General features: G+C 71.4%; 23 protein-coding genes. 13 read left to right on the forward strand and 10 right to left on the reverse strand.

Features of this window, described 5'->3' with window-relative positions:
- Positions 1-11: 11 nt before the first annotated feature.
- Complete coding sequence (locus FHS34_RS01415; RefSeq protein ID WP_184958765.1) at positions 12-251, reverse strand: heavy-metal-associated domain-containing protein; 240 nt, start codon at positions 249-251, stop codon at positions 12-14.
- Positions 252-648: 397 nt separating this feature from the next.
- Here FHS34_RS01415 and FHS34_RS01420 point away from each other — a divergent pair, with 397 nt between their 5' ends.
- Entirely contained in the window at positions 649-1,284 is a 636-nt protein-coding gene (locus tag FHS34_RS01420) for a chaplin (protein WP_245002066.1), read from the forward strand.
- 669 nt (positions 1,285-1,953) lie between these two features.
- Here the strand turns inward: FHS34_RS01420 and FHS34_RS01425 are convergent.
- Both FHS34_RS01425 and FHS34_RS01430 read right to left on the reverse strand, forming a co-directional pair.
- Positions 1,954-2,229: a hypothetical protein gene (locus tag FHS34_RS01425; protein WP_184958769.1), complete on the reverse strand. Its 276-nt coding sequence runs from the start codon at positions 2,227-2,229 to the stop codon at positions 1,954-1,956.
- Positions 2,230-2,298: 69 nt separating this feature from the next.
- Positions 2,299-2,955 (reverse strand): hypothetical protein, encoded by a 657-nt coding sequence (locus FHS34_RS01430; RefSeq protein WP_184958771.1) that lies wholly within the window; start codon positions 2,953-2,955, stop codon positions 2,299-2,301.
- Positions 2,956-3,407: 452 nt separating this feature from the next.
- Here FHS34_RS01430 and FHS34_RS01435 point away from each other — a divergent pair, with 452 nt between their 5' ends.
- The 3 genes from FHS34_RS01435 to FHS34_RS01445 all read left to right on the forward strand — a co-directional run bounded on the left by FHS34_RS01435 (position 3,408) and on the right by FHS34_RS01445 (position 4,916).
- The gene (locus FHS34_RS01435; protein ID WP_184958773.1) at positions 3,408-3,896 is read left to right on the forward strand and encodes a hypothetical protein; all 489 of its coding nucleotides are present in this window, start codon (positions 3,408-3,410) and stop codon (positions 3,894-3,896) included.
- A 222-nt stretch (positions 3,897-4,118) separates the two neighbouring features.
- The gene (locus tag FHS34_RS01440) at positions 4,119-4,403 is read left to right on the forward strand and encodes a hypothetical protein (RefSeq protein WP_184958775.1); all 285 of its coding nucleotides are present in this window, start codon (positions 4,119-4,121) and stop codon (positions 4,401-4,403) included.
- 222 nt (positions 4,404-4,625) lie between these two features.
- Positions 4,626-4,916 carry a hypothetical protein gene (locus FHS34_RS01445; protein WP_184958777.1) on the forward strand — a complete coding sequence of 97 codons (291 nt, stop codon included), beginning with the start codon at positions 4,626-4,628 and terminating at the stop codon, positions 4,914-4,916.
- Positions 4,917-5,065: 149 nt separating this feature from the next.
- On the opposite strand, the gene FHS34_RS01450 is transcribed toward FHS34_RS01445, so the two are convergent.
- The 5 genes from FHS34_RS01450 to FHS34_RS01470 all read right to left on the reverse strand — a co-directional run bounded on the left by FHS34_RS01450 (position 5,066) and on the right by FHS34_RS01470 (position 8,467).
- On the reverse strand, positions 5,066-5,410 hold the full coding sequence (locus tag FHS34_RS01450; RefSeq protein ID WP_221508403.1) for a hypothetical protein: 345 nt from the start codon (positions 5,408-5,410) through the stop codon (positions 5,066-5,068).
- 317 nt (positions 5,411-5,727) lie between these two features.
- The gene (locus tag FHS34_RS01455; protein ID WP_184958779.1) at positions 5,728-6,033 is read right to left on the reverse strand and encodes a hypothetical protein; all 306 of its coding nucleotides are present in this window, start codon (positions 6,031-6,033) and stop codon (positions 5,728-5,730) included.
- A 130-nt stretch (positions 6,034-6,163) separates the two neighbouring features.
- On the reverse strand, positions 6,164-6,508 hold the full coding sequence (locus FHS34_RS01460; RefSeq protein ID WP_184958780.1) for a hypothetical protein: 345 nt from the start codon (positions 6,506-6,508) through the stop codon (positions 6,164-6,166).
- A gap of 46 nt (positions 6,509-6,554) precedes the next feature.
- Positions 6,555-6,800 (reverse strand): hypothetical protein, encoded by a 246-nt coding sequence (locus FHS34_RS01465; protein WP_184958782.1) that lies wholly within the window; start codon positions 6,798-6,800, stop codon positions 6,555-6,557.
- A gap of 254 nt (positions 6,801-7,054) precedes the next feature.
- A complete protein-coding gene (locus FHS34_RS01470) occupies positions 7,055-8,467 on the reverse strand; it encodes a condensation domain-containing protein (RefSeq protein ID WP_184958784.1) in 1,413 nt (470 codons plus the stop codon).
- 245 nt (positions 8,468-8,712) lie between these two features.
- Here FHS34_RS01470 and FHS34_RS01475 point away from each other — a divergent pair, with 245 nt between their 5' ends.
- A complete protein-coding gene (locus FHS34_RS01475) occupies positions 8,713-9,792 on the forward strand; it encodes a zinc-dependent alcohol dehydrogenase family protein (protein WP_184958786.1) in 1,080 nt (359 codons plus the stop codon).
- On the opposite strand, the gene FHS34_RS01480 is transcribed toward FHS34_RS01475, so the two are convergent.
- A complete protein-coding gene (locus FHS34_RS01480; protein ID WP_184958788.1) occupies positions 9,793-9,993 on the reverse strand; it encodes a helix-turn-helix transcriptional regulator in 201 nt (66 codons plus the stop codon).
- A gap of 292 nt (positions 9,994-10,285) precedes the next feature.
- Here FHS34_RS01480 and iolC point away from each other — a divergent pair, with 292 nt between their 5' ends.
- From iolC to mmsA, 5 genes are all read left to right on the forward strand, one after another.
- The gene (gene iolC, locus FHS34_RS01485; RefSeq protein WP_184958790.1) at positions 10,286-11,236 is read left to right on the forward strand and encodes a 5-dehydro-2-deoxygluconokinase; all 951 of its coding nucleotides are present in this window, start codon (positions 10,286-10,288) and stop codon (positions 11,234-11,236) included.
- A 107-nt stretch (positions 11,237-11,343) separates the two neighbouring features.
- Positions 11,344-12,180, forward strand: coding sequence for a Cgl0159 family (beta/alpha)8-fold protein (locus tag FHS34_RS01490; protein WP_184961272.1), 837 nt, complete (start codon positions 11,344-11,346; stop codon positions 12,178-12,180).
- A gap of 7 nt (positions 12,181-12,187) precedes the next feature.
- Positions 12,188-13,027 carry a 5-deoxy-glucuronate isomerase gene (gene iolB, locus FHS34_RS01495; RefSeq protein WP_184958791.1) on the forward strand — a complete coding sequence of 280 codons (840 nt, stop codon included), beginning with the start codon at positions 12,188-12,190 and terminating at the stop codon, positions 13,025-13,027.
- On the forward strand, positions 13,024-14,901 hold the full coding sequence (iolD, locus tag FHS34_RS01500; protein WP_184958793.1) for a 3D-(3,5/4)-trihydroxycyclohexane-1,2-dione acylhydrolase (decyclizing): 1,878 nt from the start codon (positions 13,024-13,026) through the stop codon (positions 14,899-14,901). Before iolB ends, iolD begins: the two co-directional genes overlap by 4 nt.
- Before the next feature lie 16 nt (positions 14,902-14,917).
- A complete protein-coding gene (mmsA, locus tag FHS34_RS01505; RefSeq protein WP_184958795.1) occupies positions 14,918-16,420 on the forward strand; it encodes a CoA-acylating methylmalonate-semialdehyde dehydrogenase in 1,503 nt (500 codons plus the stop codon).
- 54 nt (positions 16,421-16,474) lie between these two features.
- On the opposite strand, the gene FHS34_RS01510 is transcribed toward mmsA, so the two are convergent.
- Positions 16,475-17,305 carry an SCO4651 family lipoprotein gene (locus tag FHS34_RS01510; protein ID WP_184958798.1) on the reverse strand — a complete coding sequence of 277 codons (831 nt, stop codon included), beginning with the start codon at positions 17,303-17,305 and terminating at the stop codon, positions 16,475-16,477.
- Positions 17,306-17,736: 431 nt separating this feature from the next.
- On the opposite strand from FHS34_RS01510, the gene FHS34_RS01515 reads away from it, so the two are divergent.
- The 3 genes from FHS34_RS01515 to FHS34_RS01525 all read left to right on the forward strand — a co-directional run bounded on the left by FHS34_RS01515 (position 17,737) and on the right by FHS34_RS01525 (position 22,958).
- Positions 17,737-19,191, forward strand: a complete 1,455-nt coding sequence (locus FHS34_RS01515) for an APC family permease (protein ID WP_184958800.1) — start codon at positions 17,737-17,739, stop codon at positions 19,189-19,191.
- 267 nt (positions 19,192-19,458) lie between these two features.
- Positions 19,459-22,107, forward strand: coding sequence for a CocE/NonD family hydrolase (locus tag FHS34_RS01520; RefSeq protein WP_184958802.1), 2,649 nt, complete (start codon positions 19,459-19,461; stop codon positions 22,105-22,107).
- Positions 22,104-22,958 carry an ABC transporter permease gene (locus FHS34_RS01525; protein ID WP_184958804.1) on the forward strand — a complete coding sequence of 285 codons (855 nt, stop codon included), beginning with the start codon at positions 22,104-22,106 and terminating at the stop codon, positions 22,956-22,958. Before FHS34_RS01520 ends, FHS34_RS01525 begins: the two co-directional genes overlap by 4 nt.
- The last annotated feature ends 26 nt before the right edge of the window (positions 22,959-22,984 follow it).

Here is a 22,984-nt window from a genome sequence, read left to right on the forward strand (position 1 = left end):
AGGGGTCTTTCTCAGGCCTTGCCGGCCAGCTCGAAGCCGGCCTCGTCGACGGCGGCGCGCACGGCCTCGTCGTCCAGCGGGGCGTCGGAGACGACGGTCACCTCGCCGGTCGACGCCACCGCCTTCACCGAGCTGACGCCCGGGATCTCGGAGATCTCGCCGGAGACGGAGCCCTCGCAGTGGCCGCAGCTCATGCCGGTGACCTTGTAGACGGTGGTGACGGAGCCCGCGGTGTCGGTCTGGGCGGTCATGTCGTTACTCCTCGTCGAGGCGTGTGGGGCCGATGGGGTCCGCGATGGGAACCCACGCTGTTCACACTATACCCCTAGGGGGTACTTACCAAGGCTCGCAACCTCTTCCGGGGCGCCGTGGTGGGCCGAGTGGCGCACGGCCGGGCCGGTCGCCCGCGGGCGGCGCCGGGCGGCGGAGCGGACCCGGCCGCTCCGGCTCGGGCGGCGCCCGCCCGGGGCTCCCGGAACCCTGCCCGCCGATCACTCAGAGTGAGTAAGCGTCGCCATCCCATAACCCTGATGGGTCCGCTGCGTTCTATGGGGTGCGGGTGAGTGCCCGCGACGATGTCAGGAAGGCAGGAAACCCATGAGACGGACTACCCGAACCGGTGTGATCGCGGTCGCCGTGACTGGCGCGATGGCCGTGACGCTCCCGGTGTCCGCCGCCTTCGCGGCCGACGGGGCCGAGGCCGATGGTACGGCGGCCGGCTCGCCCGGGGTGCTCTCCGGCAACACCATTCAGGTCCCGGTGCACGTGCCGCTGAACGTCTGTGGCAACACGGTGGACGTCGTGGGGCTGCTCAACCCGGCCGCCGGCAACAGCTGCGAGAACAAGGGCGCCGGGAAGGGCGACGGCGCCGGCAAGAGCGATGGCTCGATCACGTCCGGCGGGTCGTCGGCGCACGGCAGCGCCACGGACTCGCCCGGGGTGCTCTCGGGCAATCTCGTCCAGCTCCCGATCCACGTGCCGGCGAACGTCACCGGGAACAGTGTCAACGTGGTCGGGGTGGGCAACCCCGTCATCGGTAACCACTCGGTCAACGGTTCCGGCGAGCATCCCGAGTCCCCGGTCCCGAAGCCCCGGTCCCCGAAGCCCGTGGCACACGTCCGGTCCCACCCGGCCCCGCGCGTCACGCACACCCCGCGGCCGGTCGCGTCCTCACTGGCCCGCACCGGAGCGGACCTCACGGTGCCCGCAGCCGCAGGCAGTGTCGCGCTCCTCGTCGCGGGTGGGGTCCTGTACCGCCGCTCCCGCCCGGCCCGCACCCGCTGACCGGCACGCCACGGCCCCGCCCGGTGTGCCCCGGGCGGCTCGGGCGGACGGCCGCGCCCCGCATCCTCGGTGCGGGGCGCTGATATCCGTACGCGGCCGGACCACCCCTTCGGGGGCCGTGGCGGTGCTGCCGTGTCGAACCCTGCTTCGTCCGGTGCCGATTCCCCGTGGGCGGCCCCGGTCTCGTGAACCCAAGGCCGCGCGCGTCCGCGCGTCTGCTCCCCGGGGCACCCCGTCCCACCGGCCGGACGGCGACCGGCCGAAACCATTCCAAGTGGTTACAGGAGTGAGGGAAAGGGTTCACGGGCACATAGAGGGACGGGACGGCTGTGGCAGTGGTTCGTTCCCCCACGGCACTGCCACAGCCCCACCCGCCTACGCCTGGGGAGACGTGGTCACGGCCTGGCCGTCGTCAGCGCCACGACCCCCCTCGGGCCGTTTCCGGCTGTTCGCGGGCGCGTCTGCTCGAAGCCCCCGCCGTCACCGATGAGTACGGTGACGGCGGGGGCTTCGGCCGTGTGATCCGGTGAAGGGCCTCGACGGCGCCGGCACGTACCGGAACAAGGGGGAAGGACCCGCACGGGCGCCGAAGTCGCCCACCCCATGTGCATGCGGTGGGGGACCGGACGAGATGATCCGTGCGGGTCCGGAGGGCGGGGCGGCAAGCTGTCAGAGCGCCTGGTTGTTGCATCCCATGTCGGAACCGAGGTGGCTCTGCTGCGCACCCGGGTTGCCCTCGCCGTTCAGCAGGTTGCCTGCCAGGCCGGTGAGAGCGCCGACGCTGCCGATCACCTCGATGTTCATGTCGTGCGAGCGGCACTCGATGCCCTGCGTGATGTCGAGGTCGTGGCCCCGCTCACCGTGGGCGAAGGCGGTGGTGCTGCCGAGGGAGCCGACACTGCCGAGGAGGGCGCCCACGAGGACGGCCTTGTGAAACTTGTGCATGGATACTCCGTTGGTCGAGCGGATGAGATGTGCGACGGATCGAGTCGGTGGACGCCGACGGGGAGGCCGTCAGCCGAGCCGGGGAAGACCCAGCTGGCCGAGGGGAGGTGCCGCGACCTGGCCGAGGCCCACGGGAGACAGCTGCGGTACGCCCGGCGACCCGAGCGCCGGGTTGACGAGCGGGTTCACCTGCGGGTTGATCTGCGGGTTCACCTGCGGCATGACATGCATCGGGGGCTCCGGGGCGAACGCCTGGGGCATGCCTACCTGCGGCGCGACCTGGGGCATGACCTGCGGCATGACCTGCGGCACGACCTGAGCCGGCTGAGCCGGGGCGGCCTGCATCGGCTGCGGTGGGGCGGCCTGCGCCGGCTGCTGAGGGTACGGCGTTGCGGTGGCCTGCGCCGTGCCTTGCGACGAGGCCGCGGCGGAGGCGTAACCGGACTGCTGCGGCGCCTGCGGGGCGTACTGCGGTGCCGGCTGGGGAGCGTACTGCGGGGCGGGCTGGGGTGCCGGCTGGGGAGCGTACTGCGGGGCGGCGGGCTGGGGTGCCGACTGGGGAGCCGGTGCCGGGGCCGCGGTCTGGGGAACGGATTGATCGGGAGCTGACGCCGGTGTGGCACCGCCTGGTGCGACAGCAGTGTCGGCATGGCTGACGCCGGCGGCGATGCCGGACAGACCGCTGGCCGCTGCTACGACGAGCGCGGCCTTGTGGAGCTTGCGCATGAAACCCTCGACCCTTCGATACCTGAAAGCAGATCAGTGCGGTCGCGCGTGCAGTCGGTGCGATATCCGCACCGCGTCGTCGGCAGCAATCACTCGAGTGGCACGCGGACTTCACGTCGGAGCCGACAGCGAATTCCCTGGCCCCTCTGCAGGTCTTCGGGTGCTGCCCTCTCTGCACCGGAACGAGAATCGCCTCGCCGTGGTCACGGCGCCTCAGGGCCCGTCACCCATTTGCCGCGCGTCACGGGTCCCCGTGGCCGCGCGCCCCCTTGCGTCAAATGGGTGACCACGGCCAGGCGCCCGTATCCGGGTCCGCGCCCGCTTCGTTCCCCACGGGGCAAGAACGACGGCTCACCGCAGCCGTATCGGCAGCAGGAGCAGCGGCAACTGCGGCGCCTGTTCCGGCATTTCACCAGGTTTCGTACACAGGTCAACGAAGGGCCGAGGATTTCATGCGCAAGCTTCACAAGGTCGCGCTCGTCGTCGCAGCGGCCGGCGGTCTGTCCGGCGTCGGTGCCGGCCCAAGCTCCGCCGCCACCCCCGCCTACACCGGGCCTGCCCCGGCCCCTGTCTCGCAGCCCGACGCCCAGGCCGCGGCCGCCACCAACGCCCAGGCCAGCGCACAGACCTACGGCTCGCCGGCCCCGCAGCAGGCAGCTCCGCAGCGGGGGACCGAAGTCGCCCCGCAGGTCAATCCGCAGCTGAACCCTCAGATCAGCCCTCAGATCTCTCCGCAGGCCCCCCAGGCCTCCTCGTCCGAGCAGGGTGCGCCGAGCCAGACGAACCTGTTCCGCCCGTACCAGGAGTGCAGCCCGCAGAACCTGCTGGCCGCGAACGTACCGGTCGCCCTGCTCGCGGCCTCCGAGACCCGGGGCGTGGACTGCACCCAGGCCAACAGCCAGGCGAACTCCTTGGCCAGTGCCAGCGCCAACGCGCGGTAACGGCAACGGCGGTCGCGTCTGACGTCCGGCACGGGCCCCTCGGGAATGACACCCGACGGGCCCGTTCGCGTGCTCTGAAGCCTTCGGGTTCTCCTGACGATCCATCACGAAGACGGCGCGTCGCTACCAATGTCCCGATATAGCGCTATTAATCTTCCATAACTGTAAAGCCGATCTACCACAACAGATCGCATCCACTCGCACACTCTCATCGGAGAAGACATGCGCAAGCTTCGCAGCGTTGCCGTTCTGGTCACCGCCATCGGCGCCCTCGGGCTCGTCGGCGGCACGGCCCACGCCGACCAGGGCGGCAAGGACGGACACGGCGACAAGTTCAAGATCACGCAGAGCTCGAACTGCAAGTCGCACGACCTGAACCTCGACCTGCTGGGCGAGGTCGGGCTGCTCAACGGCGTGCTGGGCAACGCGCTGAACGGCGAGGGCAACCCCGGCGCCCAGGCCACCGACATCGGCTCCACGATGGGCTGCAACAACAGCGCCCTCTAGGGCCTCCGCCGGCGCGCGACGCCGGACGGCACATGGTCCCGGCGCCGGGCTTCACGCCGGGCGCCGGGACCATTCACATGCGCGAGCGGGCTGCCGGAGCAAGGGGCATGTGAGCCCGGCCCGCCGCCGGAATTCCTTCGGATGCCCCGCAACAGCGTTCCTCACACAGACGACATGACGGCCCGTCACGGGCCTTCTCCACCAGACCTCACCGGAGATGACATGCGTAAACTCCACACGGCCGCCGTCCTCATCGCCGCATTCGGCAGCATGGGGCTCCTGGGCGCCGGCACGGCCCACGCCGATCAGGGCTGGGGCAAGCGCGGCGGCGACAGCTTCGACATCACACAGTCAAGCACCTGCACGTCGCACGACAGCAACCTCGACGTCCTCGGCGAGGTCGGTATCGGCAACGGTCTGGGTGGCAACCTGGCGAACGGCGAGGGCAACCCGGGCGCGCAGCAGTCGTCCCTGGGCTCGACCATGGGCTGTGACAACAGCTTCGGCGGCTAGCAGAACCGCATCTCTGCCCGGTGCCCCGGCCGACGGCCGGGGCACCGGGCTTTTCCGTCCCGCAGCCGAGCGCATCGGGCGGGGAGCGGAAACCGGTAACTGAAAAGCCGGACCAGAAACCGTCCTGGTCCGGCCTGTGCCGTGAATGTTCAGAACTCGAAGCGCGGCTTCTTGAAACCCTTGGGCAGCGGAGCCGTGTTGGAACAGTCCACGACCGGACCGGAAGCGGCGGACCCGCCGTCCACCAGTTCCTCCTCCTGGAACACCACACGCGGACGGTCGGCCGTCGAGCAGTCCTGCTCCTGGCGGACGAGGTGTGTGCCGTCTTTGTCGGTATGGATCTCGTTCTTGCGGACGCAGACGGTGTCACCCTGAGCGTTGGTCCTGCAATCGCTCGAGGGCTCGTCCGCGTAAGCGTGTCCGGCGCCGACGCAGACCGCGGCGAGACTTCCGACGAGCGCCGAGGCGGTGGCGATCTTCCGGGGACTGAACATGTGCTTCGTTCCTTTACGACGGAGGCCCGGGCGCGTGTGCCGTTGACCGGCGTGCGCCCGGGCCCGAGAGGTCGGAGTGGATGCCGTGCCGGGGCGAGCCTTCGGTCGCGTCCGGCGGCGGGACGGCCGCAGCCCGGACGCGTGACCTGATGGTTCGTCACGCGTCCGGGCTGCCATCGCCGCGGGTGTCATTGGCGCACCGTCGGGGGACCGGGTAGGTGCGGGGCCGGGCGTCGAGTTCGGGGGATGCGCATCAGGCTTCCATGGAAGGCGATACGTCCGAGACGGGGTCGAGAGAATGAGCCCTCGACGCGACCTCAGTCGTCTTCGCCGTGCTGCTCCTGGCCGTAACCCTCCTCGGGCTGGTCGGCCTTCTTCTCCTCGGGCTGGTCGGCCTTGTGCTCCTCCGGCTGCTTCTGCTCCTCCGGCTGGGCCTCCGGCTGGGCCTGCGGCGGGGCGTAGAAACCGTCGCCGATGGCCACAGCGTTGGCCGACGAGGTCGCCACGGCGTTGGCACGCGGAGCGGCCTCGTCCTCACCGCCGGCGAAGCTCACCCCGGCACCGAGGGCGGACAGGCCCGCAACCGCTGCCGCCACGACCGCAACGCGCTGGAACTTACGCATGTCAGATCCTTTCTCACCCGAGCGCCACGCTCGGCTTGACTACTCGATGTGAGCTTATACACACACATCGTGACATTTAAGGATCTGCGTTCCAGTGTCGCGTCGGGTCGAACGGCCCGGCCCCGGTGGTTCAGGGCAGCAGGCCGGGTGCTCCCTGCTCGCCATCGGGTTCCGGGGGCACCCCGACTGTCGTGGGGTTGCACGTCACCTCGGGGCCGACCCGTGTCACGCCGGTGCCGCCCAGGGGCGCCGGGATCGTCACGGGCTGGACCGGCTTGCAGGTCTCCTGGTGGGGGACGAATCCGTCCTCGGGGACCTCGCCCTCGATCCGCTGGGTGCAGCTGAAGCCGCCCAGGAGATCGCTGACGCAGGTTCCCGGCCCTGATCCGGTGTTCGCGTGGGTGATGCCGGCGCAGGTCATCACGAGGCCACCGATGAGCCCCGAGACGGCTGCGATCTTCTTCCCGCTGATCATGTGATGTGTCTTCCTTTGCAGTGACCCGGCCCCGGCCGCTCCGGGCTCAGCCGGTGAAGGCGTTGTTGTACTGACCGCAGGTGGTGTCCGCGGTGCCGGCGAGACCGAGTACGCCGATCGGGACGTCGTTCTCGGCGACCGTCTGCGGGCTGCACTCCTGGTAGGGGCGGTAGAGGTCGGACACCTGGAGTCCGCCGTCCGCGGGGGCGGCGATGGCGGTGCCGGCGCCGACGGCGGACAGGCCGCCCGCCGCCGCCACTGCTGCGATCACGACCTGCTGAAGCTTGCGCATGGAACCCTCGGTTCTTTGCTTGTACATCGAGGCTGATTGCCTACCGTGACGGCTCAGACACTAGCAGTTACGAGAAGGGGCTTTCCACAATGGACATCAGCTCCGAAGGCATTGACTCGCAATGTCCTCGGACGGGCGTCAAAGGGCCGTACAAAAACCGGATTTGCCGTCCGGTGTTCGGCCGCGGCGCGGGAATCCACATCATGCGTTTTATGGAGCCGGCGTCAACGTGGTTCACCCGGTCGGTGGTTACGTCAGGAGAATGCCAATTCCGCGACCCGCAGGCGGTCGTCGGCCGGCATGGAGCTGATCAGTTCCCGCAGTCCCTCGACGTACCGTCGCACGTTCTTGTAGGCGACGTCGGTGTCCGGGTAGCGGCAGGCGAACCACAGTCCCTCGTGCAGCCGGTTGACCCAGGCGCACACTTGGTCGCCGTAGGAAACCCGGATGAGTCCGTAGGCCTTCTTCTCGGTCCAGCGGGCCGAGCCGGGAGTGGGGCGAGCATCAACATACGAGACGATCGAGTACATATCGGGTGATGTTGGACGGAAGTCCGCGCCGAGCAGCCGCAGTACGCGCGCCAGCGGAATGCGTGCCAACGACCGGTTGGCCCGCAGTTCGGCGCGGACCGTGGCGAGCGCGCCGTCGAAGTCCCGTGCCGCGGGGACCTCGATCGGTGCGCCGCCGACGTACCAGCCCACGGAGTCCGACCACGCGGACTTCACTCTGGTGTGGAAGGGCACGACCGTGCGGTAGACCGGCTGCCCGCCGAGTTCGTGGACGATCAGGCTGGTCGCGGCCAGGATGCCCACCAGGCTGCCTCCGTAGGGGCGGCAGTGCTCCTCGAACGCGGCGGCGGTGTCCGCGTTCACGAGCGGCTCGCACATCAGCTTCTGGGTGGGCAGTTCGCCACCGGGCTGCAGACCGAGGTCGACCGGGAAGGTCGGCAGCCTCCCGTCGCACCGGCCGATGAACTCCCGCCAGCGCGCGACGATCGTGTGGGTGTCGTCGATTCCGTCCGCGTTGGCCCGCTCCTGCTCGCAGAAGTCGACGTAACTTCCCGCGGGTGTGCCGATGGCGGGCCGTCCCGTGACGCCCGCGAGATAGAGTTCGTGGACTTCGTCCGGGATGCGCTGGAGGGAGTAGGCGTCGACGTTGGTGTGGTCGAAGGCCATGTACACGCTGGTGGAGTCGTCGCGTACGACCGCCGTGTAGATGAGGTTCGGCCAGCCCAGTGCGTCCGCCGCGACGTCGAATCGATCCTGCATGTAGCGGACCAGTGCCTCCGGGTCGGCGAAGTCGCCGATCACCTCGCGGTGCAGTGACACGTCGTTGTCGCCGAGTGTGAACCGGTGCATGTCGTCACCGGTCCACCGGAAGCCGCTGCGCAACGTCTCGTGACGCAATGTCCAGTCCCGCAGGGCCTGTTCGAGTGCGTCGAGGTCGGCCCGGCCGGGCAGGTCGAACGCCGTGCCCAGCCAGGTCGGTACGAAAAGCCCGTCCTGGCGTACCGAACGCGCCGTTCTGATGTGCGACTCCTGGATGTACGCCGGCGGCCGCGGATCCGGCGGCAGAGCTGCCGCCGCCGCGACGGTCGCCTTGCTGAACGTCCACTCGACGAGCCGTCCGGGCCGGACCTCGCAGCGCTGAATGTCAGAAATTCGCAAGCTGACGTCTCCTTCGCAGAAGACACCAGCTTGTTCGCGGGGGAGCCGAGTGCGCGCGATGGCCGCTGTGTCGCGGCAATTTCAGCGGAACGTGTGATACCTCGAACGGTGAAGCGATTACCTGTTCATGGCCGGGTGACACCGAACGGCTTTCCACCAGGAGGAGTTGACGAAACCGCCGGGGGAGGGCGGTGGGTTCCCGGCGCAACGGCCCCGTGAAATCCAGTCTACCGAAAGGAGCATGCATGCGAGCCGTGGTCTTCGAACGGTACGGCGACCCCGCCGAGGTACGTGAGCTGCCCGATCCCTCCCCGGCCCCGCACGGCGTGGTCGTCCGCGTCGAGGCGACCGGCCTGTGCCGGAGCGACTGGCACGGCTGGATGGGGCACGACCCGGACATCACGCTGCCGCATGTGCCGGGGCACGAACTCGCGGGCGTGGTCGAGGCGGTGGGCGGCCGGGTGACCCGGTGGCGGCCCGGCGACCGGGTCACGGTGCCGTTCGTCTGCGCCTGCGGCAGCTGTCCCTCCTGTGCGGCGGGCGACCAGCAGGTGTGCGAACGCCAGACCCAGCCCGGCTTCCACCACTGGGGCTCCTTCGCCGAGTACGTCGCGCTCGACCACGCCGACGTCAATCTCGTCGCCCTCCCGGACGACATGGCGTACGGCACCGCCGCCGCCCTCGGCTGCCGCTTCGCCACCGCCTTCCGGGCCGTGGTGCAGCAGGGCCGGGTGGCGGCCGGCGAGTGGGTCGCGGTGCACGGCTGCGGTGGGGTCGGCCTGTCCGCGGTGATGATCGCGGCGGCCTCGGGGGCCCGGGTCGTCGCGGTCGACGTGTCCCCCCGGGCCCTGGAACTGGCCCGGCGGTTCGGTGCCGCCGAGTGCCTGGACGCGGCCGGTGTGCCCGACCCGGCCGCCGCCGTCCGCGAGCTGACCGGCGGCGGCGCCCACCTCTCCCTCGACGCGCTCGGCTCGCCCGCCACCTGCGCGGCGTCCGTGAACGGGCTGCGCCGCCGCGGCCGGCACGTCCAGGTCGGCCTGCTGCCCTCGGCCGACGGCACCACCCCGGTCCCGCTGGCCCGTGCGATCGCCCTGGAGCTCGAACTCCTCGGCAGCCACGGCATGGCCGCCCACGCCTACCCCGGCATGCTCCGCCTGGTCCGCACCGGCGTGCTGCGCCCCGACCTCCTGGTGACCCGGACGATCACACTCGACGCGGCCCCGGCGGCCCTCGCGGCGATGGACACGGCACCGGCGGCGGGGGTCACGGTCATCGAGCCCCGGCGCCGACGGCCCGGCGGCCCCCCGTTCCCCGCCGCCGGGTGATCAGCCTTCTCTGCGGCCCCGGTTGCCTGGGCGGGAGGCGACCCAGGCACGGACGGTGTCGGCGTACCAGTAGGGCTTGCCGCCCTCGACATGGTCGGGCGGGGGCAGCAGCCCGTGCTTGCGGTAGGACCGCACGGTGTCCGGCTGCACCCGGATGTGGGCCGCGATCTCCTTGTAGGACCAGAGCCTTCGGTCGGTCATGGGTCGTACCTCCCCGCGCACGCCGCGGCGGCGGCCTGGTACGGCCGCCGGGGGGACCGGGCGCTGTGCTGGCGATCACCAAGCCTGTTCCCGGTGAACGACGCAGAGTGACCGGCGGAGGCCGCCTGTAGGCCGGGTGTGACCGAGGGTTCGCGTACGCGTGACATGTGTGACAGGAAGGGGGTGTTTGTGACACTCCGGCCACCACCTGGTCCGAATGTCTGGACAAAACATTGACAGGGTCCGGTGGACGGGCTAGAAAACCGTGGAGAGCCATGACGAAGGGAAGCCGATGGCCTACGACCTGATCACCATGGGGCGGATCGGAGTGGACCTCTACCCGCTGCAGACCGGTGTCCCGCTCGCCCAGGTGTCGTCCTTCGGCAAGTTCCTCGGCGGCTCGGCGGCGAACGTCGCGGTCGCCGCGGCCCGGCTCGGCCGGCGCACCGCCGTGATCACCCGCACCGGCGACGACCCGTTCGGCGCCTATCTGCACGAGGCGCTGCGCGGCTTCGGCGTCGACGACCGCTGGGTCACCCCCGTCCCCGGACTGCCCACCCCGGTCACCTTCTGCGAGGTCTTCCCGCCGGACGACTTCCCGCTCTACTTCTACCGGCAGCCCAAGGCCCCCGACCTGCAGATCGACGCCCACGAGCTGGACCTGGACGCCATCCGCGGGACCCGGATCTTCTGGGTCACCGGCACCGGCCTGAGCGAGGAACCGAGCCGTACGGCGACCCTCGCGGCCCTCGCCCACCGGGCCCGGACCGGGACCACGGTCTTCGACCTCGACTGGCGCCCGATGTTCTGGAGCGACCCCGGCGAGGCCCGCACCCTCTATGCCGAGGCCCTGCGCCACACCACCGTCGCCGTCGGCAACCTGGACGAGGTGGAGATCGCCACCGGGGTGCGCGAACCGCACGCCGCCGCCCGCGCGCTGCTGGACGCCGGGGTCGAGCTGGCCGTGGTCAAACAGGGACCCAAGGGAGTCCTCGCCGTCCACCGCGACGGCGAGTCGGCCGAGGTCCCGCCGCTGCCCGTCACCGTCCTCAACGGGCTCGGGGCCGGGGACGCCTTCGGCGGCTCCCTCTGCCACGGCCTGCTGGCCGGCCGGGACCTGGAGACGGTCATGCGGCACGCCAACGCGGCCGGCGCCATCGTCGCCTCCCGCCTGGAGTGCTCCTCCGCGATGCCGACCCCGGACGAGGTGGCCGCCGCGCTGGACGCCGGAGCGGTCCTGTGAGGGCCGGCCGGGTCGCGGGCACGCACACCGAGGGCGGGGACGCCGGCCGGCGCCCCCGGGTCGACGTCGCCGAACTCGTCCGGGTCCGCACCCACCACCCGGAGGCGATCGCCGAGGCCGCGGCCCGCCGGGCCCGCAGACCCCTGCTGACCGGGACCGGCCGGCTGATGATCGTCGCCGCCGACCACCCGGCCCGCGGCGCCCTCGGCGTCGGCGACCGCAGGCTCGCCATGGCCAACCGCGCCGACCTGCTCGAACGCCTCTGCCTCGCACTGTCCCGGCCCGGCGTCGACGGCGTCCTCGCCACCGCCGACATCCTCGACGACCTGCTCCTCCTCGGCGCCCTGGACCACAAGGTCGTCATGGGCTCGATGAACCGCGGCGGTCTGCAGGGCGCGAGCTTCGAACTCGACGACCGCTTCACCGGCCACCGCCCCGAGGACATCGAGCGCCTCGGCTTCGACGCGGGCAAGCTGCTGCTGCGCGTCGACTACGCCGACCCGGGCTCCCTCACCACCCTGGAGTCCACCGCCCGCGCCATCGACGCCATGGCCGCGCGCCGGCTGCCGGTGTTCGTCGAGCCGTTCATCAGCCGCCGCACCCCCGAGGGCAGGCTGACGAACGACCTGTCCGCCGAGGCGGTCACCCGGTCCATCGCCATCGCCTCCGGCCTCGGCGGCTCCTCGGCCTACACCTGGCTGAAGGTGCCCGTCACCGAGAACCCCGACGACATGGCCAGGGTCATGGAGACCTCCACGCTGCCCGCCGTGCTTCTCGGCGGGGACGTCGGCGACTCGCCCGAGGGGCAGGACGCCGCCTACGAGAAGTGGCGGGGCGCACTCCGACTTCCCACCGTGCGCGGCCTGGTGGTCGGCCGCTCGCTGCTGTACCCGGCGGACGGCGACGTGACCGCCGCCGTGGACATCGCCGTAGGACTGCTGTGAGGGCCGAATGACCAGCACCGACCTGCATCTGCCCAGGGGCACGACCGCGAACGCCCGGTACGCCCTGGACATCGGACCCGAGACGGCCGGCTGGACCCACAGCAGCCTGCGCGTCGCCGAGTTGACGCCCGGTGGCAGTCATGTGTTCGCCACCGGGGACAGTGAGTGGATCGTGCTTCCGCTGGAAGGCGGATGTGCCGTACAAATTGAGACTGCGGCAGCCGAGAAGGACGAGTTCCAACTCCTGGGCCGGGACAATGTGTTCGCGGCTGTCTCCGACTTCGCGTACGCCCCCCGGGATGCCCGGGTCCAGATCGCCTCCGGCGCGGGAGGCCGCTTCGCCCTGGCAGGAGCGAAGTGCGAGCGACGACTCCCCGCCCGCTACGGCTCCGCGCCGGAGGTCCCCGTCGAAGAGCGCGGCAGCGGCACCTGCGCCCGCCGGGTGCGCAACTTCGCGTCCGCGGACTCCTTCGACTGCGACCGGCTGATCGCCGTGGAGGTGGTCACCCCCGGCGGCAACTGGTCCTCGTACCCGCCGCACAAGCACGACGAGTACCGGCCGGGCGAGGAGTCCGAGCTGGAGGAGATCTACTACTTCGAGATCGACGGCCCGGGCGGTCTCGGCTACCAGCGTGTCTTTCCCTCGCGCGAGGGCGGTTCCGACGTCCTCGCCGAGGTCCGCTCCGGCGACGCCGTCCTCGTTCCGGACGGCTGGCACGGCCCGTCCATCGCCCAGCCGGGGCATGACATGTACTACCTGAACGTCATGGCGGGACCGGGCGAGACCCGGGAGTGGCGGATCTGCTTCCACCCCGACCACGGAGCAAGCACAGGGAGCTACCGATGACGATCCGGCTGACCGTCGCCCAGGCGCTCGTCCGATTCCTCGCCGCCCAGTACACCGAGCGGGACGGCGGGCGGCAGCGGCTGATCGGCGCGACCTGGGGCATCTTCGGCCACGGCAATGTCGCGGGGCTCGGCCAGGCCCTGGTCGAGTACGCCGACGTCATGCCGTACCACCAGGGCCGCAACGAACAGTCCATGGTGCACGCGGCGGTCGGCTACGCCCGCCAGTCGAACCGCCTGTCCACGCACGCGGTGACGACCTCGATCGGCCCCGGCGCGACCAACCTCGTCACCGGCGCCGCCCTGGCCACCGTCAACCACCTCCCGGTCCTGCTCCTGCCCGGCGACGTCTTCGCCACCCGGCCCGCCGACCCGGTCCTGCAGCAGCTGGAGGTGCCGTACGCGGGCGACGTCTCGGTCAACGACACCCTGCGCCCGGTGTCGCGGTACTTCGACCGCGTCACCCGCCCCGAGCAGCTGATCCCGAGCGCACTCCAGGCCATGCGGGTGCTCACCGACCCGGTGGAGACCGGCGCGGTGACGCTCGCCCTGCCGCAGGACGTCCAGGCGGAGGCGTACGACTGGCCGGAGGAGTTCTTCTCGGCGCGCGTGTGGACCGTACGGCGGCCGGGCGCGGACCCGACCGAGCTGGCCGAGGCGGTCCGGGTGGTCCGCGAGGCGCGCAGGCCGCTGGTCGTCGCCGGCGGCGGGGTCCACCACAGCCGGGCGGAGGAGGCCCTCGCGGAGTTCGCGTCGGCGACCGGCATCCCGGTCGCCTCCACCCAGGCCGGCAAGGGCTCGCTCCGGTACGACCACCCGCAGGACGTCGGCGGGGTCGGCCACACCGGCACCGCGACCGCCGACGAGCTGGCCCGCACCGCGGACCTGGTGATCGGCGTCGGCACCCGCTACACCGACTTCACCACCGCCTCCGGCACCCTCTTCGAGAACCCGGACGTCCGCTTCCTGAACCTCAACATCGCCCCCTTCGACGGCCACAAACTGGCCGGCCTGCCCCTGGTCGCCGACGCCCGCAGCGGCCTGGGCGAGCTGACCGAGGCGCTGGTGATGCACGGGCACAAGGTGGCGGAGCCGTACGTCACCGAGTACACCGAGGACAAGGAGCGCTGGGAGCAGCGCGTGGACGCCTGCTTCGAGGCCGGGGAACCCGACGTACGGCCGAGCCAGCCGCAGGTCATCGGCGCCCTGGACGCCCTGGTGGACGAGTCGGACATCATCATCAACGCGGCCGGTTCGCTCCCCGGCGACCTGCACAAGCTGTGGCGGACGCGGTCGCACGACCAGTATCACCTGGAGTACGGCTACTCCTGCATGGGCTACGAGATCCCGGCCGCGCTCGGCGTGAAGCTCGCCGCGCCCGGACGGAACGTGTGGGCACTGGTCGGCGACGGCACCTATCTGATGATGCCGACCGAGATCGTGACCGCCGTGCAGGAGGGCATCGCGATCAAGATCCTGCTCGTGCAGAACCACGGGTACGCGTCCATCGGCGGTCTGTCGGAGTCGGTGGGGGGAGAGCGGTTCGGCACGGCGTACCGGTTCCCGACGGACGAGGGGACGTACACGGGCGCCCCGCTCCCCGTCGACCTCGCCGCCAACGCGGCCAGCCTGGGTATGCGGGTGCTGCGCGCGAAGACCGTACGGGACCTGCGCACGGCGCTCGCCGAGGCGCGGGCCGCCGACACTCCCACATGTGTCTACGTGGAGACCGAAACGTCCGACACTGTGTCGGGCGCGCCTCCGGCGCAGGCCTGGTGGGATGTTCCTGTGGCCGAGACCGCGACCCGACCGTCGGCGGTCAAGGCACGAGAGCTGTACGAGCGGCATGTCTCGACCCGACGCCGCCATCTGTAAGAAGGAGTCTCTGGGCATGACGAAGATCGTCAACCACTGGATCGGCGGCAAGACCGTCGAAGGCGCGTCGGGCGCGTACGGGCCGGTCACCGACCCGGCGACCGGCGCGGTGACCACGAAGGTCGCGTTCGCGTCGGCCGAGGAGGTGGACGCGGCCGTCGCGACGGCCAAGGACGCGTTCGCCACCTGGGGCCAGTCCTCGCTCGCCCAGCGCACGACCATCCTGTTCCGGTTCCGCGCGCTGCTCGACGCGCACCGCGACGAGATCGCCGAGCTGATCACCGCCGAGCACGGCAAGGTGCACTCGGACGCCCTCGGCGAGGTCGCGCGCGGTCTGGAGATCGTCGACCTGGCGTGCGGCATCAACGTCCAGCTGAAGGGCGAGCTGTCCACGCAGGTCGCCAGCCGCGTCGACGTCGCGTCCATCCGGCAGCCGCTCGGTGTCGTCGCCGGCATCACCCCGTTCAACTTCCCGGCGATGGTCCCGATGTGGATGTTCCCGATCGCCATCGCGACCGGCAACACCTTCGTGCTGAAGCCGTCCGAGAAGGACCCGTCGGCCGCGATCAAGATCGCCGAGCTGCTGTCCGAGGCCGGTCTGCCCGACGGCGTCTTCAACGTCGTCCACGGCGACAAGGTGGCCGTCGACCGGCTGCTGGAGCACCCGGACGTCAAGGCCGTCTCCTTCGTCGGCTCGACCCCGATCGCCCGCTACATCCACACCACCGCCTCCGCCCACGGCAAGCGCGTGCAGGCCCTCGGCGGCGCCAAGAACCACATGCTGGTCCTGCCGGACGCCGACCTGGACGCGGCGGCGGACGCGGCCGTCTCCGCCGCCTACGGCTCCGCGGGCGAGCGCTGCATGGCCATCTCGGCCGTCGTGGCGGTCGGCTCCATCGGCGACGAGCTGGTCGACAAGATCCGCGAGCGCGCCGAGAAGATCAAGATCGGTCCGGGCAACGACCCGGCCTCCGAGATGGGCCCGCTGATCACCAAGGTCCACCGCGACAAGGTGGCCTCCTACGTCGAGGGCGCGGCGGCCGAGGGCGCCGAGGTCGTGCTCGACGGCACCGGTTACACCGTCGAGGGCTTCGAGGACGGTCACTGGATCGGCATCTCGCTGCTCGACAAGGTGCCGACCAGCGCGAAGGCGTACCAGGACGAGATCTTCGGCCCGGTGCTGTGCGTGCTGCGCGTCGACACCTACGAGGAGGGCGTGGCCCTCATCAACGCCTCGCCGTTCGGCAACGGCACCGCGATCTTCACCCGGGACGGCGGCGCCGCCCGCCGCTTCCAGCTGGAGATCGAGGCCGGCATGGTGGGCGTGAACGTGCCGATCCCGGTGCCGGTGGGCTACCACTCCTTCGGCGGCTGGAAGGACTCGCTCTTCGGCGACCACCACATCTACGGCAACGACGGCACGCACTTCTACACCCGCGGCAAGGTCGTCACCACGCGCTGGCCCGACCCGGCCGACGCCCCGGCGGGCGTGGACCTGGGCTTCCCGCGCAACCACTGAGCCGGACGGCACGGTGCCCCGCCCTCCGCGCAGGAGGGCGGGGCACCGGTGCGTTCAGCCCTGCCGCTTCCGCTGGTCCTTGATCACTTCCGTGAGGTCGGCGATGCGTGCCGCGGGCGGGGTCCTGACGGCGGCCGTCTTGCCGAAATCGTCGAAGTCCATGGTCACCGTCATGGTGCCCATCTTCTGCTTGAGCCGCACCGGGAGGTCGTCGGAGCCGACCCACACGTCCGTCACGACGGAGGCCGTCCCGGTCGCCTTGGCCAGCGGGCTGTTCTGGCCGTAGACGTCCTTGAGCTTGCCCATGCGGTCGGCGTCGACCACTGCGCGGTAGTGCGTGGCGCGGTGTCCGTTCACCGTCTGCGTGCCGAGGTCGGTGACGTCCTTGGCGTACTTCAGGCCCTTCATCGAGGCCGAGGGGCTGCCGTTGTCGCCGGCGAGGGCCTGGGCGCCCTTCTCCCCGAACACGGCCGAGCCGTCGACCTTGATCCAGTCCTTGCCCTGGTACGGGCCGGAGGGGAAGGCGTCGACGTCGTAGTAGTAGGCGCCGTGGACGAACAGGACGTGCGTCTTCGGCGCGTGGTTCACCGCCTGCATGTTCGCGGCCCTGGTGTCCATCTGGACGTCGAAGGCGTACCCGTCCCCCCAGGAGTAGGTGCCCTCCATGGCGATGGGCCTGCCGTTGCCGAGGTCGGTCGACATCCGCACCTCGGCCGAGCCCAGCTCCTCCGTCCGGTCCGTGGCCCTGGCCAGCGCGGCCATCGCCCGGTCGGCCTCGCCGACCGTCTTGACGGCCGACTTCACGCTCTCCGAGCCGCAGCCGGAGGCCGTCACCAGGGCCGCCGTCGTGAACGCCACCCAGGCGGCGGTGTGTCGCATCCTCATGTCCCACCCCAAGTGCTGTGTGCCTGCTGTGCGGGGCGCACTCTATCCAGCGCCACTGACATGAACGCGACCGGTTTATGCGTCCGGATACCGGACGGGTTGACATTTTTTTGAAACGCCGGCTGCGGTTCCCGTTCATGCGGGATGAAACGGGTGACGAAGGAATTGACGGAAGATGACCTTTGAAAGCAAGGTCACATTCCACTGAAGCTTGATGGATGCGCCTAGGGGGCGTCACGGCCTGGGAAAGTGATGCGACGCGAGGTCATCCCCAAGTGCGGATTCCGAAGGTAAACGGCCATTGACGCGGCGGTTTTCGTCGGGGTTCTATGCAGCGCCGGGAGCGGACGAGACGAACGTACGACGATCCGCCGGAGGCGATAGCGCTCCCGACCCCACCCTCAGTCGCACGAGTCGATCGGAACCGCCGTATGACCGACACGCTCCAGAAGTCCGTGGCCGACCCCCCGACGGCCCCCGCGCCGGGGCTGAAGCGGTCCATCGGTGTGGTCGGCGGCACGCTGCTGACGCTGTCCTGCGTCACGCCCGCCTCCACGCTCTTCGTGGTCGTCCCGGACCTGTTCGGCTCCCTCGGCACCGCCACCGCCCTGACGATCGCCATCGGCTCCCTCCTCTGTATCGCCGTGGCGTTCTGCTACTCGGAGCTGGGCACCCTCATCCCCAGCGCCGGCGGCGAGTACGCCATGGTGTCGACGATGGCCGGACGGCTCGCGGGCTGGCTGGTCTTCGTGCTCTCCCTGCTGGTCGTCATGATCGTGCCGCCGGTGATCGCGATGGGCACGGCGGACTACCTCGCCCCGATCGTCCACCTCGACCCGTCCCTGACCGGCGCCGGCGTGATGCTGCTCGCCACCCTCGCCGGCCTGCTGGACCTGCGCGCCAACGCCTGGATCACCGGCATCTTCCTGGTCCTCGAGGTCATCGCCGCCGGAGTCGTCGCCCTGCTGGGCTTCACGCACGGCCACCGGGGGGCCGGCAGCCTCGTCTCCCTGCAGGTGGCGGGCGGCGGCGGCCACGCGGACACCGTGACGGCCATGCTGATCGTCTCCGGGCTGGCCATCGCCCTCTTCGTCACCCAGGGCTTCTCGACCGCCGTCTACCTCTCCGAGGAACTGGAGGACCCGCGCCGCAACGTCGCCCGCACGGTCCTCGCCACCCTCGCCATCTCCACCGTGGTCATCCTGGTGCCGGTCGCCGCCATCACCATGGGCGCCTCCGACCTGACGGAGCTGACCGGCGGCGACATCAGCGCCATGGTCACCGCCTGGTCCAACTCCGCCGTCGGCACCTTCGTCAGCCTCTGCGTGGCCCTCGCGATCATCAACGCGGGCATCGTCATGGTCATCCAGAACTCCCGCGTCCTGTTCGCCTCCGCCCGCGACAAGGCCTGGCCCGGCCCGGTCAACACGGTCTTCTCCCGGCTCGGCCGCTTCGGCTCCCCCTGGGTGGCCACCCTCGCGGTCGGCGTCCCCGGCGCGCTGCTCTGCTTCGTCAACCTGGACACCCTGTACGGCGTCACCGGCGTCTCGGTGACCGGCATGTACCTGCTGGTCGCGGTCGCCGCGCTGCTCGCCCGCCGCGGCTCCCACAAGCACACGCCCGCCTGGCGGATGCCGCTGTGGCCCGCGGTGCCGGTCCTGCTCATCGCCGTCCTGGCGTACATCCTGACCCAGCAGGAGACGAGCTACCTGCTGTGGACCGGCGGCATCACCGCCGTCGCCACCCTCTACTGGGCCCTGTACCTGCGCCCCCGCCGCGACACCCACTGGCTGGTGACCATCCCGGCGGACGCCCAGATCCCCCAGACCCCGGCGGCCGTCCCGGCCCAGGCCGGCCCGCCGGCCGAGGAACTCACGCGCCGCTGATCCCCCGAGAGGCCGTCGAGGCGGACCCCGCGCCCTGAGCGCCCCGGACGGGCGGCGAGGGGCGCGGGGCCGTACCGGCGTACGGTCCCGCCGCACCGGGCGTGACCGGCCACGGCGGACCCGCGGCCGGCCGGTCCCGCCGGAGACCGGGCCGACCGCCGTACCGCGATCGCGGTACGGCGCGGCGGACTCGTACTCCCGGGGGAGGGGGCGCCGGTCACCCCGGGGTCGGCAGCGCCTCCTCCCGTCGGCCCGTACCGTTGACGCATGGATCTTCGACTGCCCGCGCTGCGGACCCTGCTGCGCCGGCCGCGTCGGCTCACCGCCTCCGCGGCCGCCGTCGTGGTGCTGGCCGGCGCCGGGACGTGGACGGCGGCCGTCGCCTCCGACGACACGCCCTCCGTGCGCCGCAGCGACCGGATCATGGCGGTCGACGGGGTGCGCCTGGACACCTCGTACTTCACCCCGGCCGGCGCCGGCCGCCACCCCGCCGTCCTGCTCGCCCACGGCTACGGCGGCAGCAAGGACGACATGCGGCGGCAGGCCGAGGACCTCACCCGGGCCGGATACGCCGTCCTGACCTGGTCCGCGCGCGGCTTCGGCCGGTCCACCGGGAAGATCGGGCTCAACGACCCGAAGGGCGAGGTCGCCGACGTCTCCCGGCTCCTCGACTGGCTGGCGAAGCAGCCCGAGGTGCGGCTCGACAAGCCCGGCGACCCGCGCGTGGGCGTGGCCGGCGGGTCCTACGGCGGCGCGATCTCCCTGCTCGCCGCCGGACACGACCGGCGGGTCGACGCCATCGCCCCCGCCATCACCTACTGGAACCTCGCGGACGCCCTGTTCCCGAACGGCGTCTTCAAGAAGCTGTGGGCCGGCGTCTTCGTCAACACCGGCGGCGGCTGCGCGAAGCTCCAGCCCGAGCTGTGCCGGATGTACGAGCGGGTCGCCGAGTCCGGCACCCCCGACCCGGCGGCCCGAAAGACGCTGGAGGAGCGCTCGCCGTCCGCCGTCGGCGACCGCGTCAAGGTGCCCACCCTGCTGGTGCAGGGCCAGCGGGACTCCCTGTTCACCCTCGACCAGGCCGACGCGGCCGAGAAGGCGATCCGGGCCAACGGCGCCCCCGTCGACGTCGACTGGATCGCCGGCGGACACGACGGCGGCGACATGGAGACCGGCCGGGTCGAGGCGCGCATGCGAGCCTGGTTCGACCGGTACCTGAAGGACGACAAGGGCACCGACACCGGACCGGCCTTCCGGATCACCCGCACCGGAGGCGTCGACTCCACCAACGGCACGGCCCAGTTGCGCGGCGCCGGCGCGGACACCTACCCGGGCCTGCGCGACCACCGCCGCGCCATCGCCCTCACCGGCGGCGAACAGCACGTCGCCAACCCGGCCGGCGCCAGCCCGCCCGGCGTCTCGGCGCTGCCCGGCCTCGGCGGCGGCGGCCTCGCCCAGCTGTCCGCGCTCGGCGTCGGCGTCTCCCTGGACTTCCCCGGCCAGTACGCGAAGTTCGACTCCGCACCGCTCACCCGCGACCTGCGGATCACCGGCACCCCGACCGCCACCGTCCACATCACCTCCACCCGCGACGACGCCGTCCTGTTCGGCAAGGTCTACGACGTCGGACCCGGTGGCACCCGACAGGTGCTGCCCGCCCAGCTCGTCGCTCCGCTGCGGGTGACCGGCGCCAAGGCCGGCAAGGACGTCACCGTCACCCTCCCGGCGATCGACCACGAGGTGCAGAAGGGCCACCGGCTCCGCCTGGTCCTCGCCTCCACCGACCTCGGCTACGCCTCACCGGCGGCCCCGGCCGACTACACCGTCTCCCTCGAAGGAGACCTGAGCGTGCCGACGGCCCCCGCCGTCACCACCGCCGCGGCCCCCCTGCCCGCCTGGGTCTGGTGGCTGCCCGCGGCCGGCGCGGTCGCCGCCCTCGCCCTGCTGCTCACCACCCGCCGCCGCACGGACGCCCCCGCGCCCGACCCGGAGCTGGCCGACGTCCCGCTCGTGATCAAGGACCTGAGCAAGCGGTACGCGAAGTCCACCGACCGGTACGCCGTCCGCGAGCTGTCCTTCCGCGTCGAGAAAGGCCAGGTGCTCGGCCTGCTCGGACCGAACGGCGCGGGCAAGACCACCACCCTGCGCATGCTGATGGGCCTGATCCGGCCCGACGACGGCGAGATCCGCGTCTTCGGCCACACGATCCGGCCCGGCGCGTCGGTGCTCTCCCGGGTCGGCGCCTTCGTGGAGGGCGCGGGCTTCCTGCCCCATCTGTCCGGCCGGGAGAACCTGGAGCTGTACTGGCGGGCCACCGGCCGCCCGGCCGGGGACGCCCACCTGGACGAGGCCCTGGAGATCGCCGGGCTCGGCGACGCGCTCGCCCGCGCGGTGCGCACCTACTCGCAGGGCATGCGCCAGCGCCTCGCCATCGCGCAGGCCATGCTGGGCCTGCCCGACCTGCTCATCCTGGACGAGCCCACCAACGGCCTCGACCCGCCCCAGATCCGTGAGATGCGCGAGGTGATGATCCGCTACGCGGCCGCCGGCCGTACGGTGATCGTCTCCAGCCATCTCCTCGCCGAGGTGGAGCAGTCCTGCACCCACCTGGTGGTGATGGACCGCGGCCGGCTCGTGCAGGCCGGTCCGGTCCGGGACATCGTCGGCTCCGGCGACACCCTGCTGGTCGGCACCGCCGCACCCGTGGAGGAGCCCACGGTGGAGAAGGTCGCGGCGCTGGACGGTGTCGCCTCCGCCGTGCGCACCGACGACGGGCTGCTGATCCGGCTCGAACCCGGTGGCACGGCCGAGCGGCTGGTCGTGGAGCTGGTCCGGCTGGAGGTGCCGGTCGCCTCGGTCGGCCCGCACCGACGCCTGGAAGACGCCTTCCTCACCCTGATCGGAGGTTCCGCATGAGCGCGCTCACCGAGGTCGCCTCCGGCTACCGGGCGGGGCACACCCTGCCGCCGCGGGTCGAGCTGGTCCGCCAGCTCAAGCGGCGCCGCACCCTGGTCATGGGCGCGGTCCTGGCCCTGCTGCCCTTCGTGCTGCTGATCGCCTTCGCGATCGGCGGCACCCCGGAGGGCCGGAACAACCAGGTCACGCTGATGGACACGGCCACCGCCTCCGGCGCCAACTTCGCCGCCGTCAACCTCTTCGTGTCGGCGGGCTTCCTGCTGGTGATCCCGGTCGCCCTGTTCTGCGGGGACACGGTCGCCTCGGAGGCCGGCTGGTCCTCGCTGCGCTATCTGCTCGCCGCGCCCGTGCCCCGCGCCCGGCTGCTGTGGTCCAAGCTGGTCGTGGCGCTCGGGCTGAGCCTCGCCGCGATGGTGCTGCTGCCGGTCGTGGCGCTCGCCGTCGGCTCGGCCGCCTACGGCTGGGGCCCGCTGGAGATCCCCACCGGCGGCGCGCTGGACACCGGTACGGCGGCGCAGCGCCTGCTGGTGGCCGTGGCCTACATCTTCGTGGCCCAACTGGTCACCGCCGGGCTGGCGTTCTGGCTGTCGACCAAGACGGACGCCCCGCTCGGCGCGGTCGGCGGCGCGGTCGGCCTGACCATCGTCGGCAACGTCCTGGACGCCGTCACCGCGCTCGGCCACTGGCGCGACTTCCTGCCCGCGCACTGGCAGTTCGCCTGGGCGGACGCCGTACAGCCGCATCCCGAGTGGTCCGGGATGATCCAGGGCGCCGCGGTCTCCGTGACGTACGCCCTGGTGCTGTTCGCCCTCGCCTTCCGGGGCTTCGCCCGCAAGGACGTCGTCTCCTAGCCGTCCCGCACGTCCCATTGACCTTC

The sequence above is a fragment of the Streptomyces echinatus genome (genome assembly GCF_014203595.1).
GTDB classification, from domain to species: domain Bacteria; phylum Actinomycetota; class Actinomycetes; order Streptomycetales; family Streptomycetaceae; genus Streptomyces; species Streptomyces echinatus.

Bases quoted from the DNA above. Each gene is read 5' to 3' on its own strand.
- FHS34_RS01415 (WP_184958765.1), bottom strand. From the start codon at position 251: ATGACCGCCCAGACCGACACCGCGGGCTCCGTCACCACCGTCTACAAG.
- FHS34_RS01420 (WP_245002066.1), top strand. From the start codon at position 649: ATGGCCGTGACGCTCCCGGTGTCCGCCGCCTTCGCGGCCGACGGGGCC.
- FHS34_RS01425 (WP_184958769.1), bottom strand. From the start codon at position 2,229: ATGCACAAGTTTCACAAGGCCGTCCTCGTGGGCGCCCTCCTCGGCAGT.
- FHS34_RS01430 (WP_184958771.1), bottom strand. From the start codon at position 2,955: ATGCGCAAGCTCCACAAGGCCGCGCTCGTCGTAGCAGCGGCCAGCGGT.
- FHS34_RS01435 (WP_184958773.1), top strand. From the start codon at position 3,408: ATGCGCAAGCTTCACAAGGTCGCGCTCGTCGTCGCAGCGGCCGGCGGT.
- FHS34_RS01440 (WP_184958775.1), top strand. From the start codon at position 4,119: ATGCGCAAGCTTCGCAGCGTTGCCGTTCTGGTCACCGCCATCGGCGCC.
- FHS34_RS01445 (WP_184958777.1), top strand. From the start codon at position 4,626: ATGCGTAAACTCCACACGGCCGCCGTCCTCATCGCCGCATTCGGCAGC.
- FHS34_RS01450 (WP_221508403.1), bottom strand. From the start codon at position 5,410: ATGTTCAGTCCCCGGAAGATCGCCACCGCCTCGGCGCTCGTCGGAAGT.
- FHS34_RS01455 (WP_184958779.1), bottom strand. From the start codon at position 6,033: ATGCGTAAGTTCCAGCGCGTTGCGGTCGTGGCGGCAGCGGTTGCGGGC.
- FHS34_RS01460 (WP_184958780.1), bottom strand. From the start codon at position 6,508: ATGATCAGCGGGAAGAAGATCGCAGCCGTCTCGGGGCTCATCGGTGGC.
- FHS34_RS01465 (WP_184958782.1), bottom strand. From the start codon at position 6,800: ATGCGCAAGCTTCAGCAGGTCGTGATCGCAGCAGTGGCGGCGGCGGGC.
- FHS34_RS01475 (WP_184958786.1), top strand. From the start codon at position 8,713: ATGCGAGCCGTGGTCTTCGAACGGTACGGCGACCCCGCCGAGGTACGT.
- FHS34_RS01480 (WP_184958788.1), bottom strand. From the start codon at position 9,993: ATGACCGACCGAAGGCTCTGGTCCTACAAGGAGATCGCGGCCCACATC.
- iolC (WP_184958790.1), top strand. From the start codon at position 10,286: ATGGCCTACGACCTGATCACCATGGGGCGGATCGGAGTGGACCTCTAC.
- iolB (WP_184958791.1), top strand. From the start codon at position 12,188: ATGACCAGCACCGACCTGCATCTGCCCAGGGGCACGACCGCGAACGCC.
- iolD (WP_184958793.1), top strand. From the start codon at position 13,024: ATGACGATCCGGCTGACCGTCGCCCAGGCGCTCGTCCGATTCCTCGCC.
- mmsA (WP_184958795.1), top strand. From the start codon at position 14,918: ATGACGAAGATCGTCAACCACTGGATCGGCGGCAAGACCGTCGAAGGC.
- FHS34_RS01510 (WP_184958798.1), bottom strand. From the start codon at position 17,305: ATGAGGATGCGACACACCGCCGCCTGGGTGGCGTTCACGACGGCGGCC.
- FHS34_RS01515 (WP_184958800.1), top strand. From the start codon at position 17,737: ATGACCGACACGCTCCAGAAGTCCGTGGCCGACCCCCCGACGGCCCCC.
- FHS34_RS01520 (WP_184958802.1), top strand. From the start codon at position 19,459: ATGGATCTTCGACTGCCCGCGCTGCGGACCCTGCTGCGCCGGCCGCGT.
- FHS34_RS01525 (WP_184958804.1), top strand. From the start codon at position 22,104: ATGAGCGCGCTCACCGAGGTCGCCTCCGGCTACCGGGCGGGGCACACC.